This is a genomic window from Streptomyces sp. NPDC093510, from assembly GCF_040683555.1.
GTDB lineage: Bacteria > Actinomycetota > Actinomycetes > Streptomycetales > Streptomycetaceae > Streptomyces.
Genome location: NZ_JBFBEE010000032.1, coordinates 1 through 16,517, shown reverse-complemented (window position 1 = coordinate 16,517; position 16,517 = coordinate 1). Strand labels below are relative to the sequence as shown.

The 16,517-nt window shown below is 67.7% G+C and carries 12 protein-coding genes, 1 tRNA gene and 1 other RNA gene; 6 read left to right on the top strand and 8 right to left on the bottom strand.

Features of this window, described 5'->3' with window-relative positions; all coding sequences use genetic code 11:
- Positions 1-107: 107 nt before the first annotated feature.
- Positions 108-317: a hypothetical protein gene (locus tag AB0N81_RS35940; RefSeq protein WP_365366014.1), complete on the top strand. Its 210-nt coding sequence runs from the start codon at positions 108-110 to the stop codon at positions 315-317.
- A gap of 171 nt (positions 318-488) precedes the next feature.
- Here AB0N81_RS35940 and AB0N81_RS35935 read toward each other — a convergent pair whose 3' ends face one another.
- From AB0N81_RS35935 to AB0N81_RS35915, 5 genes are all read right to left on the bottom strand, one after another.
- Positions 489-2,186, bottom strand: coding sequence for a mobilization protein (locus AB0N81_RS35935; protein ID WP_365366012.1), 1,698 nt, complete (start codon positions 2,184-2,186; stop codon positions 489-491).
- A 4-nt stretch (positions 2,187-2,190) separates the two neighbouring features.
- Positions 2,191-2,592 carry a plasmid mobilization relaxosome protein MobC gene (mobC, locus tag AB0N81_RS35930; protein WP_365366010.1) on the bottom strand — a complete coding sequence of 134 codons (402 nt, stop codon included), beginning with the start codon at positions 2,590-2,592 and terminating at the stop codon, positions 2,191-2,193.
- A 249-nt stretch (positions 2,593-2,841) separates the two neighbouring features.
- Positions 2,842-3,276, bottom strand: coding sequence for a hypothetical protein (locus AB0N81_RS35925; protein ID WP_365366008.1), 435 nt, complete (start codon positions 3,274-3,276; stop codon positions 2,842-2,844).
- Between the two features lie 96 nt (positions 3,277-3,372).
- Positions 3,373-4,365 (bottom strand): DUF2637 domain-containing protein, encoded by a 993-nt coding sequence (locus AB0N81_RS35920; protein ID WP_365366006.1) that lies wholly within the window; start codon positions 4,363-4,365, stop codon positions 3,373-3,375.
- A gap of 428 nt (positions 4,366-4,793) precedes the next feature.
- Entirely contained in the window at positions 4,794-6,326 is a 1,533-nt protein-coding gene (locus tag AB0N81_RS35915; protein WP_365366004.1) for a DnaB-like helicase N-terminal domain-containing protein, read from the bottom strand.
- Between the two features lie 281 nt (positions 6,327-6,607).
- Here AB0N81_RS35915 and AB0N81_RS35910 point away from each other — a divergent pair, with 281 nt between their 5' ends.
- The 3 genes from AB0N81_RS35910 to AB0N81_RS35900 all read left to right on the top strand — a co-directional run bounded on the left by AB0N81_RS35910 (position 6,608) and on the right by AB0N81_RS35900 (position 9,378).
- Positions 6,608-7,099, top strand: coding sequence for a helix-turn-helix transcriptional regulator (locus AB0N81_RS35910; protein ID WP_365366002.1), 492 nt, complete (start codon positions 6,608-6,610; stop codon positions 7,097-7,099).
- Between the two features lie 202 nt (positions 7,100-7,301).
- The gene (locus tag AB0N81_RS35905) at positions 7,302-7,601 is read left to right on the top strand and encodes a helix-turn-helix domain-containing protein (protein ID WP_052578136.1); all 300 of its coding nucleotides are present in this window, start codon (positions 7,302-7,304) and stop codon (positions 7,599-7,601) included.
- Positions 7,602-7,611: 10 nt separating this feature from the next.
- A complete protein-coding gene (locus AB0N81_RS35900; protein ID WP_365365999.1) occupies positions 7,612-9,378 on the top strand; it encodes a site-specific integrase in 1,767 nt (588 codons plus the stop codon).
- 96 nt (positions 9,379-9,474) lie between these two features.
- On the opposite strand, the gene AB0N81_RS35895 is transcribed toward AB0N81_RS35900, so the two are convergent.
- The 3 genes from AB0N81_RS35895 to AB0N81_RS35885 form a co-directional block, all read right to left on the bottom strand.
- Positions 9,475-12,057, bottom strand: coding sequence for a DEAD/DEAH box helicase family protein (locus AB0N81_RS35895; RefSeq protein WP_365365997.1), 2,583 nt, complete (start codon positions 12,055-12,057; stop codon positions 9,475-9,477).
- Positions 12,057-14,126 carry a site-specific DNA-methyltransferase gene (locus AB0N81_RS35890; RefSeq protein WP_365365995.1) on the bottom strand — a complete coding sequence of 690 codons (2,070 nt, stop codon included), beginning with the start codon at positions 14,124-14,126 and terminating at the stop codon, positions 12,057-12,059. Before AB0N81_RS35890 ends, AB0N81_RS35895 begins: the two co-directional genes overlap by 1 nt.
- 249 nt (positions 14,127-14,375) lie before the next feature.
- Positions 14,376-14,460: transfer RNA gene (locus tag AB0N81_RS35885), tRNA-Ser, on the bottom strand.
- 120 nt (positions 14,461-14,580) lie between these two features.
- On the opposite strand from AB0N81_RS35885, the gene ffs reads away from it, so the two are divergent.
- An RNA gene (gene ffs, locus AB0N81_RS35880) (signal recognition particle sRNA small type) lies at positions 14,581-14,679 on the top strand.
- Between the two features lie 44 nt (positions 14,680-14,723).
- A partial coding sequence (locus tag AB0N81_RS35875) for a DNA polymerase III subunit gamma and tau (RefSeq protein WP_365365993.1) occupies positions 14,724-16,517 on the top strand: 1,794 nt, incomplete at its 3' end.

Below are 16,517 nucleotides of genomic sequence, written 5' to 3'. Positions count from 1 at the left end.
CGCCAGCTCCGCCCGCGTCGGCGTATATGTCCGCACATACACACACTCCCGGAATAGGACAGCACCACGCCTTTTACGGGACGCTCGACAAGAGAAGGAGGACTTCCATGCCGAAGCCCCCAGGCGTGGAGTACGTCATAACCAAGCCCAGCCCGCCGTCGTGGTGGAAGAAGAACCGCCACCTGGTCCTGCTTGTCGTGGGCCTCCTCTTAGGTGCGTGGCTCGTCGGCAACCACGACAGCACGGCCACGCCATCACCCGACCGGACAAGACCTTCCCACTCGACCGTGCCCGGACCTGGCAAGGGCGAGCGTTGAAGTCTGGGTTGCCTCGGACAGAGCGTTGGGCTGTTTGCCCAAGTCATCCGCCACCCAGCCATACGCGGGCTGGTGGCCGCATGGCCGTCCGTGACCGGCGGCGAGGCGGACCGCTTTCGCTGGGAGGAGGCGTTGGAGCTGCTCACTCCCGAGCTCCTCGTGCGGGAGTGATCAGCGCCGTCGCGGCGGCACCCGCGTCGGGATAGTGGCTGCCACCGGAGGGGCCGGGGTGGTGCTGCTTCGCGTGGCGCTGCGGGCCCTCGCTGCCTGTGCTCGGGGGCCAGGGGCGTGACGTTCACCGAGGCGGCGGATGCGCCAGGTCAGCGCGCGGGCGGGGCTGTGGGCGTCATCTAGAGTGCGCTGGTCGAGCGCCTGGTCAAGGACGGTGGCCGCGTTGTGGCCGGCAGCTTCCGCTTCGGCGAGCACGGTGGCGAGTGCATCCCAGGCAGTGTCGTTGAGGATGCGCTCGGCGTGCTGGGGGACCGCCTGCTGGAGGTGGCGGGCAAAGCGGTGCTTGGTCTGGGTGCTGGGAGCGCGTTGCGCGAGACCCGCCAGGACCGGCTCGGCGACGTGTGCGTACGCGGCCTGCAGGTGGACGAGGGCCTGCTCCGCTGCCGCTTCCTGCTGGGAATGCTGGCGGGTGCGGTGCCAGTGACGTGCGAAGGCGACCGCGGTGAGTGCGGCGTCGAGCAGCATCGCCAGGCCGGACCCATCACCCATGGCTGCGGGGTTGTGCCAGATCGCTTGGACGCTGCGGCGCAGGACGCGGGCGCTGTCGAGGTCGGCGGTTATGCGTGAGTGGGTGGCGCGCTCGAACGTCACGGCAGCCCATTCCAGTTCGGCCTTCACCGCTGTGGGTGCGGTGAGCGGCAACAGGTCGAGGGCGGCACCGAGCGCGACGAGCTGGCCTTGGGCGACGTGCTCGTCGTCGTGGGTGAGGTGGTGGGGAATGCGTTCGGTGGCGGCGGTGGCACAGTGCCACGGGTTGCCCGGCGGGACGGCAGCGGGCTCGGGGCCGGTGTCGGCCAGGCGCTGGCGGATCTTGGGCAGGGATAGGTCGCCGGCGAGAGTGGAGCCCGCGTACCAGACGGGTTCGCCTTGTTTGTTGACGTCGCCGGGCAGGGAGACGCTGTAGCCGGTCACGTCGCCGGACGGTTCGGCCTTGGGTCGTACGTTCATGCCGGTCGCTTCCATGAGCGCGAAGAACTCGGCTTCGCTGGAGGCGGCAGCCACAGCGCGGCGTACACGCAGGCGCAGCGTCTCGCGGGATGCGGCGTCCTGGCCCAGGCGCTTGGCCTTGAAGTGCTCCTTGCTGGTGGGGCGCTTGGCGCCGGTGCCGTCGCCTGGCTGCAACCGCCGGAGTTCGTAATCGAATTCGATTTGGCGGGCCTCCCGCTGTACGGCGCGCTGGTCGTAGTCGCGTTGGGGGCGGCGGCCGTCTTGGCGGACGAGTGTGGCAGCGATGTGGATGTGGTCATCAGCATGGCGCACGGCCACCCAGCGGCAGGCTTCCTCGTCCCCCTCGGGGGCGATGCCAGCGGCGGCCACGATCCGTCGGGCGATGTCCGCCCACTGGGCGTCGGTGAGGATCGGGTCCTCGGGTGCGGCACGGACGGGGCAGTGCCACACAGTGTCCTTGGGGGCCTTGTCGCCCAGCATCTTCACCGGCTGGTCGAGCTGGGCGGCGAGCTGGTCCTCCACGTCCTTCTGCGACCGGTGAGGGCTGCGGCCGGGGTCGGGGGCGAAGCTGTTCCAGGACGCCACCAGGTGCGGGTCGATGTGCTCGTTGGCCCGGCCCTTGCCGAAGAGATAGCCGATCGTGCGGCGGGTGGCCCTCGACCCCTTGCCAAGAATGATTTTCGGGATCACTGGCTCACCGCCCCTCTGTGACCTGGGCGACGGTGGCGTCCAGGTCGGCGATCGATGCCTCGACGCGCTTCAAGAGCCGTTGGATGGCGTCGGGGTGGGGCCAGGCGCCATCCTTGTTGAGGTGGTGTGCGAGCTGGTTGAGATTGCTGCCGATCTTGCCAAGTTGTCCGTTGGCGGCCATCAGCGCTTTGACCATGGCGCGGTAGTCGGCCACAGCCGTGGTGGGGTCGTCGGAGCGGGCGGCAGCGAGCGAGCACTCGGCGACGTAGCCGCCCGCTGCCATGTTGCTCAGGGCGGCGGCGTTCTTGACGAGGGCGAACTCGGCGTCGTTGTAGCGGGGATGGAAGCGGCGCTCGCGCAGCTGCTTGTCACGCAGGCGGCGACGCAGCACGGGCTTGTGCGGCATGTTCGATGACGGCTCGACACCCCCTGTCTCGGTCGGCTCCCCAGGGCCGACCGACTCCGGTGCCCCCTCGGCACCGGATGCCTCCGCCCCCACCGGGGCGGAGGCCGGGTTCCTTACCCGACAACTTGCTGGCCCTGTGATGGCAGGAGTGGTGGTCATCAGTCCCTGAGAGATGGGGAGCTCGTGGTGCGAGTCGTGTATGACGGGGCTGTCCTTGTGTCGGGGGTACGGTGCGGGGTCCCGGTGGGTTCAGGTGGTTCGCGGTCGCGTGTAGAGCTCGGCGAACTGCTTGGCGGCGAGATCGAGCAGTTTCACCTGGCCTCGCGATGTGCGGCGGGCGGCGGTGGTCAAAACCTGGTCGATGCGCGGGTCGAGGGTGCTGACGGCATCGAGTCCGGCGGCGCGGGCGACGGCCAAGCGCAGTTCGGCAACGAGCCAGGACCAGTGTTCGACGGCGGGCACCGGGATGCCGTCACCGACCGCGTCCCTGAGACGGCTGAGGTAGTCACCGCCGGCGGAGAGGATCTCGGGCAGAGGGATCTCGTCGCCGGCCATCCATCGGCCCTGTTCCAGCAGCGTGAGGATGGCGCAGTGCAGCAGGGTCATCTCGCCGCGCTCCGGCGCGGTGCAGATCGGACAGACGTCGTAGTAGCAGTGCCAGGCAGGTGCGGTCGAACGGGGCATGGCAGAAGGACCTTTCAGATGTGAGCGGTGCCCGTGCCCCGTGCTGTCTGCACGGGGTGAGCCGGGAGGGTGGGGCGATCGGTGCGTTTGCGGGGGTCAGGACGTGCTGACGGGGGCTGTGCCGAATTCCCTCTGCTGCTGGGAGGCGGCTTTGCCGAGTCCGTCAGGCCGCTCCGCCTCGGAGCCACCCGACGCGGCGGACTCGGCCTGACCGGTGCGCTCGGCCTTCAGTTGGTCGCGCACTATGCGGGCGCGGTCCTGGCTGATCCGTAGTTGGCTGCGCAGGCGCTCGGCGGTCAGCCGTTTGTCGCTCCAGTCGACGGTCAGGAGTCGGGCCTCGCCGAGAACTTCGGCGTCGGTTCGGGTGGGGACGCGGTCGGTGGCCGACTTGGCGGCGGTGGGGACCCGACCGGTCGCCCGACGTGGGGCGGCTCCGGTCGACTCCGCCACGGCGGCCGACCGGGGCGGTCGGGCAGCGGGCCCGGGGGCCGACGTGTCAACCTCGGTCGGCTCCGCCACGGGCTCCTCGGTGACCTTTATAGGGGTCGACTCGGTCAGCTGTTCGGGGGCCGATTCGGCCTGGTCAGACGTCGACCGTGCGGCCTGCTCGTCAGCTTGCCGGCCAGCCGAACGGGCCGAGGCCGCGTCGGCGGAGTCGGCCGACTCGGGGTTGTGGTGCAACACCTTGGCCACGAGGTCCGACCCGAAGTAGATCGACCCGACTGGGAGGGAGGTCGCCAGCAGCACGAGGGCCAGGTTGGCGGGGTCCCAGTCGGTCAGTCGGCCAGGCTGGACCGACACGGTGTGCAGGGCCGGGATGAGGCCGTGCACGTAGTTCAGCAGGAGGCTGGCGATCGTGTAGGCCGCCAGGACCCGCAGTGCGAACTTCCGGCCGGTGCCGGTCAGCACGAGCGCGGCGACCAGTGCGAGGGCCATCAGCCCGTCGACCACGATCGGGTAGAGCAGGGCGGCGGTGGGGTCTGCTCCTATGGCGCGGGCCACGTCGGACAGTGCGTTCCACGAGACCCGGAAGGCCATCAGGACGACAGCCACCAAGCCGATGACGAGGGCGACGTGTCCCTTGTGCACGCGATGACGCCCGGCGGGTGCGGGTGCTCGGCGAGCATTGTCAGGATCGTCATGGTGCCGAGGGTCTCGCCCGCGACGGCCGAGGGCGAAAGGGAACAGGGCGCTGCCGACGCGGCTTCCGCGGCTGCTGCGTACGGCTGCCGGGGTGCTCGGGGCAGGGGAGGGCAAGGGGGGGGCTCCAGGGTGTGGAAGTGGGGCTTGTGAGGCTGGAGTGAGGGGCGTTCACGGAGGGGGCGTACACGCGGGCCCCCTTCTAAAGGGGGCCCCGCGCGTGATCGCCTGGGCGCGTGTACGGCGTGGACGCTCGCGTGATCGCTTGACCTGCGGTTTTGCGGTGAGGGTGTGCGTTGTGAGCGGTTCACGGCGGCGTGCACACGTGAGGGCCGCGTGTACGGTTCCGTGATCGCTTCGCGCGAGCCGGTAAGGGCTCAGCCGACGGCGGTGAGGTGGCGGGCGGAGGCGTAGTAGCGGGTCTGCTGGCCGCCTCCGGCTCCTCCGGCGATGCCGTCGGCCTTGGTCGCCAGACCGGTGGCCACGAGGTTCTCCAGGCGGCGCCGTGCCTTCTCCAGATCGGCGCGTTCGGGCTCGCCCCCGCCGATCAGGACGGTCGCCAGCTCGCGGGTGCTCATCCCGTTCGGGGCGTTGCGCAGCAGGACGGCGGGGTCCTTGGTGGGGTCGAGGGTGGTGGTTCCGCGCTTGTGGTCGTGGGTGACGTCCAGCGGGCCGACCTCCCCGGTGGGGGTCTTGAGGTGGTGCAGGGTGACGGCGGGATCGCCGGCCTTCCCGGTGACGAAGAGGACGCTGCCCGCGCCTGCGGTGATCCAGGTGGAGCCGTAGACCTGGTCGAGGCTGGGGCGCTGGCCGCGCGGGGCGTCGGCGGTGGCCTTGCGCTGGTGGTGCAGTTCCATGATTTCCACGCCGTTGCGCAGGGCGCGCATGCGGGCGTTGTGGAAGGTGACCGCGGCGCTGTCGTCGACCATCGTGCTGACCGCGTCCTTGAGGCTGTCGATCACGATGGTGTCGGCCTGGTGCGCGGCGGCGAGGTCGGCGAGGAGGTCGGGCTCCTTGTCGAGGGTGGCGGGCAGCGGGCCCTCCCAGACCACGAGCCGCTCGCGCAGGGTCTTCTCGTCGGTGGGGAAGGCGAGGCGGTCCATGGCCCTGGCGATCTGCTTGGGCCGGTCCATGGCCAGGTAGAGCACCCGTCTGCTGGGGGCGACCGGCATCTCCAGGGCGGTCTCCTGGAGGCCGAGGCGGGCGAAGATCACCTGGTGGGCCAGGGTGGTCTTGCCGACGCCCGGTGCGCCGACGATCATCAGGCTTTCGCCGGAGGCCCAGACTGTCTTCTCACGGGTTCCCCACAAGGGCTCGGCATCCGCACCGGTCTCCTTGACGAAGGACCACCCGTCCCTGGCGAAGCGGTTGAGGCGACCTTGGCCCGAGGCCAGGGCGCGCTCTCGCTCGGCGCGTACTTCCGTTTCGACCTCGCTGCGTATCGCCTCGGGGTCGGCACCCGGTTCCTGCGCGCGCTGGAGGGTGCGCACTGCGGAGGCACGCAAGCGGCGGAGATCGGCCTTCTTGCGGACGATCTCCGCATGGTGCTCTGCGCTGCCGGTGCCGTAGAGCACATTGGCAAGGTCGAACACGTAACTGCGGCCGCCGACACGCTGCAGATCTCCCTGCTGCTGGAGCAGCTCGACGAGGACGATCGGGTCGGTCGGCTTATCCTCGCGGCGCTGGGCGAGGAGTGCGCGCCAGATGGTCTCGTGGGCGGGCCGGTAGAAGGAGTCCTCGCCCAGAACGGGCCGAATCGCGTCGATGACGTCGATGTTGTGCATGCAGGCGCCGAGCACCGCGCACTCGGCGTCTACGTTGTACGGAGGCTCCGCCCCGTCCAACGGCAGCGTGGGACCCTCTTCGTAGCGGGATGGCATCTGGGGTGGCAGGGTCGTACCCTGAGGCATAGAGCTCCTCACCCGGTCGGCCATATGGGGCGGCAACCCCGGCCGAGCCGGTTCGATCGTTCAGGGATGGGCGGTTACGAGGGTTCGTGCTTTGCCCCCGGCGTTTCGCAGCGTCGGGGGCTTTTTCATGTCCGTACGCGTCCCCCGGCGTTCGGGGGTGGACGGACACCATACCCTGAAGTTTCTAAAATGCAATGACTTGCATTCGGCTACGCAATGAGCTTCACTTCTGACCCTGGCCGCAGTGGCCCCTGGTGTCACTCTGAGGAGAGGAGGTGGAGATGAGCAGCGGAAACAGCGCGGCGCGCGTCGGCCCGGAGCGGCCTGCACCCGAGGACTACGTCGCCGATCGCATCAAGCAGGAACGTGAGGCGCGCGGCTGGAGCACGGTCGCCCTAGCCGAGAAGATGGCCGAGGCCGGCCACCCGGTCAACCAGGCCGCGATCTGGCGCATCGAGAGTGGCAAGCCGCGACGCCGGGTCAACCTCGACGAGGCCCTCGGCTTCTGCCAGGTATTCGGCCTCACCATGGACGAGCTGACCGCGCCGCCCATGAAGCATGCCGACCCAGTTATCCGCGGGCTCGTCCGCGACCACATCGCCAAGAAGGCCGCGCTCGCGCGCATGCAGCACGACGTGCAGATCCTGGAGCGCGAGATCGAGCACATCGAGTTCGAATTGGCCCACTTCGCAAGCTACGGCGCCGAGCAGAAGGCCGAGCTCGAACAGCTCACGCGGCGCGAAGAAGACGAGTGGAAGCGCCAGCACCCCTGAATTAGCGCGGGCCGCGAGGCCGGGTGCGCGCGGGCAAGCCCGCGACGCCTGACCTTCGAGAGAACCCTCTCGGTGCTGCGAACGCCGACAAGCGTGCCTCCAGGCCCCACCCCCAGTACCGCCCATCCCTGATCATCACCACCGGCTTGGTCCGCGAGGGTTGCCGCCCCGTGACCGTGTGCGCCGGAGGAGGAGCACACCCTTGCCCCAGCACTCCCTGCCCCTTGCCCAGATCGCCCAGCTCCTCGACGTCCCCGAGGACTCCCTCCGCGCGCTCATAGCCGCGCGGAGCGGTGACCAGGGCGACACCACACTCGTCGGCCTCACTGTCGCCGAGGCCGCCCGACGCATGGGTGTCGGCCGCACCACCCTCTACAAGTACATCTCCTCCGGTGAGATCCCCTCCGCGAAGGTCGGTCGCCTGCGCCGCGTCCCGGTCGAGGCGGTGAACGACTTCCTCCAACGCCGCCTCAGTCCTGAAGGCTTCGGCACCGCGGCTTGAGGGGGCGCACATGACCAACCCCACCAAGTCCCGACAGCCCAACGGCGCCTCGTCGATCTTCCAGGGCACGGACGGCCGTTGGCACGGCTACGTCACCGTCGGGGTCAAGGACGACGGCACCCCCGACCGCCGCCACACCAGCCGCAAGACCCGCACTGCGGTCACCAAGGCCGTACGCGACCTGGAGAAGCAGCGCGACTCCACGGGCGTCCGCAAGGCCGGTCAGACCTGGACGGTCAAGACCTGGCTGACCCACTGGGTGGAGAACATCGCAGCGCCCAACGTCGGTGAGAACACCATCGACGGCTACCGAGTGGCGGTCTACCACCACCTCATCCCCGGCCTGGGCGCCCACCGCCTGGAGAAGCTGGAGCCGGAGCACCTGGAGCGCCTGTATTGGAAGATGCAGGCGAACGGCAGCGCCGCCGGCACCGCCCACCAGGTCCACCGCACGGTCAAGACGGCGCTCAACGAGGCCGTACGCCGTCGCCATCTCACTCTGAACCCGGCCTCCGTTGCCAAGGCGCCCAAAGTCGAGGAGGAGGAGGTTGAGCCGTACACGCTCGAAGAGGTCCAGCGCCTCCTCGCCGAAGCCACCAAGGTGCGCAACACCGCCCGCTGGGTGATCGCGCTCGCGCTCGGCCTCCGCCAGGGCGAGGTTCTCGGCCTGAAGTGGGAGGACGTCGACTTCGTGGCGGGCGTGATACTCGTACGACGAGGCCGCCTGCGACCGCGCTACCAGCACGGCTGCGGCGACAAGTGCGGCCGCAAGCCCGGCTACTGCCCACAGAAGATCAACGTGCGGCGCGAGACGAAGAACACCAAGACCCGCGCGGGCAAACGCCCGATCGGTGTGCCGGAGGAGCTGCTGGGGCTTCTGCGGCAGCACAAGGAGAAGCAGGATCGCGAGCGGGTCCTGGCCCGTGACCTGTGGGTGGAGAAGGGGTACGTGTTCACCTCGCCGATCGGAGAGCCGCTCAACCCCAACACCGACTACCACCGGTGGAAGGACCTGCTGGAGGCCGCCGGCGTACGCGACGGCCGCCTCCACGACGCCCGCCACACTGCCGCCACCGTGCTGCTGATCCTCGGCGTCCCCGAAGCGGTCGTCGACCGCATCATGGGCTGGGAGCCCGGCAAGTCCGCCCGGATGCGCCGCCGATACCAGCACCTCACCGGTCCCGTGCTCCAGCAGACGGCCGCGAAGATCAGCGGCCTGCTGTGGGGCCCGAAGCCGCACGTCATCGAACCGGACCCTGGAGGGTTTGTGCCTGGTCCGGGCCAGAGCCCCGGCTCGACGGATTCGACGGTGTACGTCGTCCGCCTTGACGAACAGCGCATCCCGTTCAAGCACCGCGCGCACGCCGAGGCCGTCGCTGCGCAGTGGAGTGAGGGCCAGCGGGACAGCATCGCCGTGGTCGAGGAGTGGGACCGGTTGAAGTGGGAGAAGACGGGACCCGGCGGCATGCGCGCTGTCCGCGACCGGATGCCCGACCGAAGGACCGTCCACCATGCCCACGCAGTATTCCTGCCGGGCGGCGAGCGGCTCAACATCGGTCGGCCAGAGCAATGGTCTGTGCTTGCCTGGGAGTTCGAGACTGACCTCTATACGGATCTCTCGGTCCGCTGGCACACCAGCCGCCGCCCCGGCCAAGAGGTCGAGGCTCAGGTTCGCGGCATGAGCCAGGAGGCTGTCGTTGCCGCGTTCGCAGAGGCTCGCGCACAGGCTGTGGACCGCGCGAAGAATCCTGGAGAGTACGGCGATCTCGATGGTTGAAGGCTTCCTCTGGGCCCCATGTCTATGGGGCCCAGAGGAAGTTGTGCGACTTCTCGACCGAGCCGGTGCGGTTCAGTCGATCAGTTCGGCTTGCTACTACTGGCCGAAGCCCTTCAGGAATTCCCAGGACCCTTGGGCGTCGTCAACGTCCTGTTCTCCTACGAGGAGGTACTTCCAGGTAATGTCGACATCGGGTGAGGAGTTTGCAGTGTTGGCCCACCTGCGTGCTGCTCGGCGTTTGGCGACTACCTCTTCGGAGGTCATGTCCTTGTCGGCCTTCGTCTCCACCAGCCAGCCGTTGCGCTGTCCATCCACCTCTTCGATCACGACGAAGTCGGGGTTGTAGTTATTTCCCGCCGACGTCCAGGTGATGGGCACGTCGTTGATATGCAGTCGTGCCCAGACAGTCACGTTCTTCCCGCTGTCGATGGCATTGGCTGCCTTGAACTCTGGCTCGGTGTCGAACCAGGCGTGGCTGTAGAGGTTCTTGGTCCAGCCGTTGAAGGCAGTCGTCTTACTGAACGCACCATCAGCGTGACCGGCCATCTGGCGCTTGCGCGTCACGCGGGTCTTGCTCAGCGCGAGAATCTCTACGTCATCAGTGTAGGAGACCTGGGCGTTAGTCGTCGCTCGGAGGGTTCTGGCGACCTCGGCAGCGAGACGCTGACCACAGCGGTCGACAAAAGCGGCAAGGTGCTCGGTCGCCTTGTCGCCCATGGCCTTAATGAGGTGATCAACGATGCGCTGAGCGGCGCCAACCTCCAGCTGCCGATTCGGAACGCCCTTGACGGACATGACCCTCTGAACCAGGGCGTTTCGCGTGACCGAGAGGGGGATGTCGAGCGGTAGTGCGGAGACCACTGTGTCAGTGGCCGTCTCGGTGCCCACTATGACCTTGCGGCCATCATGACTGGCAACGAGCTTGGTTCGCTTCAGCTCGTCAGAGTAGTCCGCAGTGAGCGTGCGGCCGAGCCGTTCGAACGGTCCGTAGTCGGTTATGTCATTCAGGCTGACCGCGACGAACTGCGGTACTGAGATCAACTTGGGGATCAAAATGGGTTCTCGGTCAGGCAGCGGATCGTACTGGACAGCCCCAGAAGTACCGCTCGCGGCTTCTGCCGCCTCACGTGTACGGGTCTCCACGTCCACAACGCCAGGCGTACTGGGAACAGAATGCGACGGAGCCTTCGCGTCGCCCCCCGAGGGCGAAGCCTCCTCGGTGCCTTGCCCATTGCCGCCGCGAGCTCCTGCAGGGGTGCTCTCGCCAGGCGCGTTGTCGTTGCCAGCCCCTGCGGGGTCGCCCCCACTGGGCAGCCCGATGACGTCCGCATCGCTCTCGACCGTCTTCTGACGGACCACAGAGCTGCCGTCAGCAAGTCGCCGAACTTCGGCGTAGGTGCCGTAGTCGATGAACGCCTCGTTGAGGACTTTCCGCTTCGCGAGCAGCTCGCCATACTTCTCGTGGGCCAGGATCTCGAGCGTGTCGAGGATCTCGACGTTCGTGTACTCGCCGAACGGAAGACGCATACCGCGGCCGAGGGTCTGCTCGGTCATGACCTCCGAGACCGACGCTCTCATGGACGCGATCACGTAGACGTTCTTGACGTCCCAGCCTTCCTTCAGCATGCCGACGCTGATGATGATGCGGATCGGCGAGTCAGGCTCCTCGACGGCTTGGAGATCGGCCAGAGCCTTCTCCTTGGCGTCACCGGTCAGCTTCGAGTGGATCAGCAGTGTCTTCCCGACCCAGGAGCCGCCATCGAAGGAAGCAGTGTCGAGCACGTTCTGAAACTCTTCGGCTTCTTCGATGTTCCGGGCGATGACCAACATCACCGGGTTGACCCGAGGCAGGTTGTTCTCGTCGCAGTAGGCGTCGGCAATCTGCCCCTTGTAGCGCAGCAGATTGACACCGTCGAGTAGCTTCGTCCCGATGTCGGAGCGATCGTCGCGACGAGCCACCATCACGGGGGTCTTTACTAGTCTGTCGGCGATTGCTGCTGCCAACGGGTAGCGGAAGGCGACGAGGGACTCGTCTGCTCTCACGGGTGTGGCGGTCATCCCGACTACAAGCTGGGGGTTCAGTTCCCGGATGGTCCTTGAGAACGCCGGCCCTCGGTAACAGTGGTGTTCGTCCGCCAGGATCACGAGGTCATCGAGCTGCGCGAGATAGTCGAAGAACGACTTGCCCAGGTTCTCCAGGATTACGTGCGTAGCGCGGCCCTCGCCTGTGGCAGAGGTCAGGGCCTGAACGGTGAAAATGTAGAGCTTCGTTACCGTCGGGTCATCGATGGCGATTCTGGTGGCCTGCGTGTTGAAGTTGTCGGCCGTGATGACGTACGGGTCGGAACGAAGCACGCTGCGCATCGACTTCCGGTTCCCAGCCGTGAAGTTGAGAACCGACTTGTCGCGGATCGTCCTACCGGGTGCAAGCAACAGGAAGTTCCGAGCCGGAGTCTCGGCTCCCGCCAGATACTCCATCAGACCGGCCATGACATAGGTCTTTCCGACGCCGGTGGCCGAATCCACGATGCACTCGTATGGTTCGGTCTTCTCTTGCACGTCGTAGTGGTCGGACGTGCGGAGCAACACCGATTCGATCGCCTTGCGGTTCGGTTCACGCAGGGTGAGCCGATGGGTGACCTGGTCCAAGAGGTCGGGTTGGAATTGCAACACGCCCATCAGGCGCTCTCCCTTTCGGCTGTGGCGGCAGCGACGGTGGTCTCAGCCGAATCGTCCGCGTCTCGGGGCGACGGCATAGAACGGCCCCCGCCGAACGGCGACTTGCGGGCCGACTTACGACGATAGTTGTCGAGGACCTTATCGGGGATCAGTTCGAGCCGAGAGCCGTTACGGGCTTCCTTCACAGCCTCGACTGCGCCGTCTTGGATCTGAGTTGCCCACACCTCTACCATCTCGCCCTCGGCGAGCCTGTCGACGATGGACGCGATCGTGCCTGGGCCCACCATGCCGTCGATGACGACGTACCTGACGCGGCCCTGCTTGCCGGCGAAGATTCCGTCAGGCTCGTAGGGGACGGACAGTTGGGCGCACATGACTTCAGCCAGAGCGCCTTGGGTGGCCCAGTCGGCCAAGAGGACCATCCCGGCCATCTCGACGAACATGGACTCACCGACCTGGAGGTGGGTGAAACTTCCACCGCCGTGCCAGATGATCTTCTTCTCGTCCTTGGTCCTGGTGGCTGTACGGAGATCGCGGAGTGTCGTGGCGTTGAAGGAGTCATCCGACTTGGCGACCTTGTTGAGGAGGCGGTTGAATTCTTGCGCCTCCGAAGGCGTCATGCCGTCGGGAAGGTCAGCTGTCGCGACGCGCTCCGTCGTCGTAGTGACACCGCCCGGGTCCTCACCACGGACCACCTTCGAGAGGCGAGGCAAGGTGAATGTCTCCGCGGTAGCGGCGAGGAGTTCGCTGGTGACCCACCGCCTGCCCAACTTGTGTGCGACGGCCGCCGTGGTGCCCGACCCTGCGAAGCAGTCCAGTACAACGTCACCTGGCCGGGTCGATGCCTCGATGATCTTCTTCAATAGCCGCTCAGGCTTGGGCGTCGAGAAGGGATTCGTACCGGGGAAGAGCGACTTGATCTCAGCCTTGGCTTCACGGTTGTGGCCGACCTCGGTGTTGAACCACATTGTCCGGGTATTGGAGCCAGTGTCAGGCTGCAGTCGCTTTCGACCCAAAGTTCCCTTTGGGCGAATGATGTATTCCGGCCACGGGCCCGCAGTTTTGCGATCCTCAGCGGTCTTCTGAGCTTCTTCGAGGGGAACCGCAAGCATCAGTGCGGGGACGCCCTTGCGTAGTTCCTTGATCGGCACGCCGCAGATCTCGGCCCGCTTCTCGTCGTCTTCTAGCACACGCGGTTCATAGGCTGCGTACTCCGACAGTGCTGCCAACAGGGTCTCCTGCTTGGTAGCCCAGCATCGCCCCTTCGCGGGGTACATGAGGTCACCGGTGATCGGCGACTGGACGGCATAGACCCAGGTCTGGTTCCGATGCGCCGAAGGGGCGGTGGGGTTGTCGTCGAACCAGGGCTGAGGGTCGCCGTCCGGTGACTTGTAGATCGAGTTAAGCGAGGCGTCGCGAGCGCCCCGGATGAGACGGGCTTTCGAGGTCCGTCCGTACACAAGCAGTGTGTCGTGGTCGACAGAGAAGTTCGGGAGGTCGTTGCGTGGGCCGTCAGCCTTTTGCCAGACCACTGTGCCGAGATAGCAGTCCGCACCCAACTCCTCGTCCATCACGGAGCGGCAGCGGTGTACCTCTGCATCGTCGAGGTGCACCCAGATGACCCCCTCGTTGTCCATCAGCGGCTTGATCTGGCGGAGTCGGTCGCGCAGTAGCGTGAGCCAGATCGAGTGCTGGATGTTGTCCTCGTAATGCTGGAACGCCTGACCGGTATTGAAGGGCGGGTCGATGTAGACCAGCTTGACTTTCCCGGCGTACTTCTCGGCGTACGCCGGGATCTTGGCGAGCGCGTCCAGGGCGTGCATCGCGTCGCCCGTGATCAAGAGGTTGTCGGTGGTCGGCCGAGGCAGGTCATCTGGACGGCTCGCAGGTGTCGGCGCCTCGACTCGTTCGGTCTCGTGGAGGAGACGAACCTCGGAGACTCGGTAGTCCGTCGGGTCGACGAATGTGTAGTCGTACTTTCCGTCCCCGGTCGACAGAAGCGTCTTGTCCTTGTCGGTCCAGGTCAGTTCGAGACGGCCCTGGTGTCGGGGCGTCGAGTTCGAGGCCATGCGGCGATCCCTTGCGCTGTGGAGATGACGTTGTCCATCTTGTCGGAGTCCCGACGAAGACGACGGCGAACCACGACACAAGGCGCTGCGCGCCCGTCTCGCAGTCAGCCATCTTTGATGGCCACGGTGCTTACGTCGAGCAGTTACCTGTCGGCGACCGGGCAACTGCAACCAAAACTGCAACTACGGAACGACGAAGGTCCCTGCCGCTCAGCGGCAGGGACCTTCGTTTGCCCAGGTGGGCGGGTGCGGAGGATACGAGATTCGAACTCGTGAGGGGTTGCCCCCAACACGCTTTCCAAGCGTGCGCCCTAGGCCACTAGGCGAATCCTCCGCCGCAAACAATACAAGACGTTGGGGAGTGCTCGCGAACACGATCCACTCGGCGGCTTCCCGAGGTCGGAACGGTGCCTCCCGGCGTCGCTTCCGCGGCCCCGTATCCGCTAGGGTGGGCGTCAGCCCCTCACGTGGCGCTATCTGACTGAACTCCCCCAGGGCCGGAAGGCAGCAAGGGTAGGTCGGCTCTGGCGGGTGCGTGAGGGGCGCTTTGCGTTGGGGCGGTCCGGGTTGTCAGTGGTCGCCTATAACCTCGTATGTGTGTCGTCTCTCGCGTTGTACCGCCGTTATCGCCCGGAGTCGTTCGCCGAGGTCATCGGGCAGGAGCATGTGACAGACCCGCTGCAGCAGGCGCTGCGGAACAACCGGGTCAATCACGCCTACCTGTTCAGTGGCCCGCGCGGCTGCGGCAAGACGACGAGCGCGCGCATCCTGGCCCGCTGCCTGAACTGTGAGCAAGGTCCCACCCCCACGCCCTGCGGCGAGTGCCAGTCCTGCCGCGACCTGGCGAGGAACGGTCCGGGATCGATCGACGTCATCGAGATCGACGCCGCTTCGCACGGTGGCGTGGACGACGCGCGTGACCTGCGCGAGAAGGCCTTCTTCGGCCCCGCCTCAAGCCGGTACAAGATTTACATCATCGACGAGGCCCACATGGTCACCTCGGCGGGCTTCAATGCCCTGCTGAAGGTGGTCGAGGAGCCGCCGGAGCACCTCAAGTTCATCTTCGCGACGACCGAGCCCGAGAAGGTCATCGGCACGATCCGGTCGCGCACCCACCACTACCCGTTCCGTCTGGTGCCGCCCGGCACGCTCCGGGACTATCTCGCCGAGGTCTGCGGGCGCGAGGAGATGGCCGTCGAGGACGGTGTCTTTCCGCTGGTCGTGCGGGCCGGCGCCGGTTCCGTGCGTGACTCCATGTCCGTCATGGACCAGCTCCTCGCCAGCGCCGCCGACGACGGTGTGACATACGCCATGGCGACCTCCCTCCTCGGGTACACGGACGGTTCGCTGCTCGACTCCGTGGTCGAGGCCTTCGCCTCCGGGGACGGCGCGGCGGCCTTCGAGGTCGTGGACCGTGTCATCGAGGGCGGCAACGACCCGCGGCGCTTCGTGGCCGACCTCCTGGAGCGGCTGCGGGACCTCGTGATCCTGGCCGCCGTGCCGGACGCCGCCGAGAAGGGGCTCATCGACGCTCCCGCCGACGTCGTCGAGCGGATGCAGGCGCAGGCCGGTGTCTTCGGAGGCGCCGAGCTCAGCCGCGCCGCCGACCTCGTCAACGAAGGCCTGACGGAGATGCGTGGCGCCACCTCGCCGCGGCTCCAGCTGGAGCTGATCTGCGCCCGCGTGCTGCTCCCCGCGGCCTACGACGACGAGCGCTCGATGATGGCCCGCCTCGAGCGCCTGGAGCGCGGCGGGAACTTCGTGCCCGGTGGCCAGGGCCCCGGCCCCGCGATGGGGTACGTTCCCGGGCCCGAGGCCCACGCCGGCGTGCAGCAGTCCGGGGGCGCCATGCCCGCGGGCGGGCCCGCGCCCGTTCCGCAAGGTCCGCCCGTTCCGCAGGGTCCACCCGTGCCGCCGGGCGGCGGTCCCGCTGCGGCGCGCGCGGCCGTGCGGGGTGCCGGGACGGGAGCCGGAGCGCCGGCGCCGCAGGGTGGGGGTGGTGGCCAGGCCCCGGACACGAGCGCCCAGCCCTCGCCGCCCTCGCAGCCCTCGCATTCCTCGTCCCAGGTTCACCCGTCGCAAGGCCCCGAGCCTTCCCACGCGCCTCAGGCCCCTCAGCCGTCCCAAGCTCCCACTCCGCCCGCCCCTGCCGCCCCCGCCCCCGCCCCCGCCCCCGCCGAGCGGCGGCCCGGCGGCTGGCCCACGGCCTCGGCGCCGGGCAGCGGTCCGGCCTCCCCGGCCCCCGCCCAGGGAGCGGCGTCCCGCCCGGGCGGCTGGCCCACGGCGGCCTCCGCGGCAAGCGGCACCCCGGCCGCGGCCCCGTCCGCGCCGAGCCCCGCACCCACGACCTCCCAGGCCCCCCCGGCCCCCCCCGCCCCCCCCCCCCCCCCC

Bases quoted from the DNA above. Each gene is read 5' to 3' on its own strand.
- AB0N81_RS35895 (WP_365365997.1), bottom strand. From the start codon at position 12,057: ATGGGCGTGTTGCAATTCCAACCCGACCTCTTGGACCAGGTCACCCAT.
- AB0N81_RS35900 (WP_365365999.1), top strand. From the start codon at position 7,612: ATGACCAACCCCACCAAGTCCCGACAGCCCAACGGCGCCTCGTCGATC.
- AB0N81_RS35890 (WP_365365995.1), bottom strand. From the start codon at position 14,126: ATGGCCTCGAACTCGACGCCCCGACACCAGGGCCGTCTCGAACTGACC.
- AB0N81_RS35940 (WP_365366014.1), top strand. From the start codon at position 108: ATGCCGAAGCCCCCAGGCGTGGAGTACGTCATAACCAAGCCCAGCCCG.
- AB0N81_RS35925 (WP_365366008.1), bottom strand. From the start codon at position 3,276: ATGCCCCGTTCGACCGCACCTGCCTGGCACTGCTACTACGACGTCTGT.
- AB0N81_RS35915 (WP_365366004.1), bottom strand. From the start codon at position 6,326: ATGCCTCAGGGTACGACCCTGCCACCCCAGATGCCATCCCGCTACGAA.
- mobC (WP_365366010.1), bottom strand. From the start codon at position 2,592: ATGCCGCACAAGCCCGTGCTGCGTCGCCGCCTGCGTGACAAGCAGCTG.
- AB0N81_RS35910 (WP_365366002.1), top strand. From the start codon at position 6,608: ATGAGCAGCGGAAACAGCGCGGCGCGCGTCGGCCCGGAGCGGCCTGCA.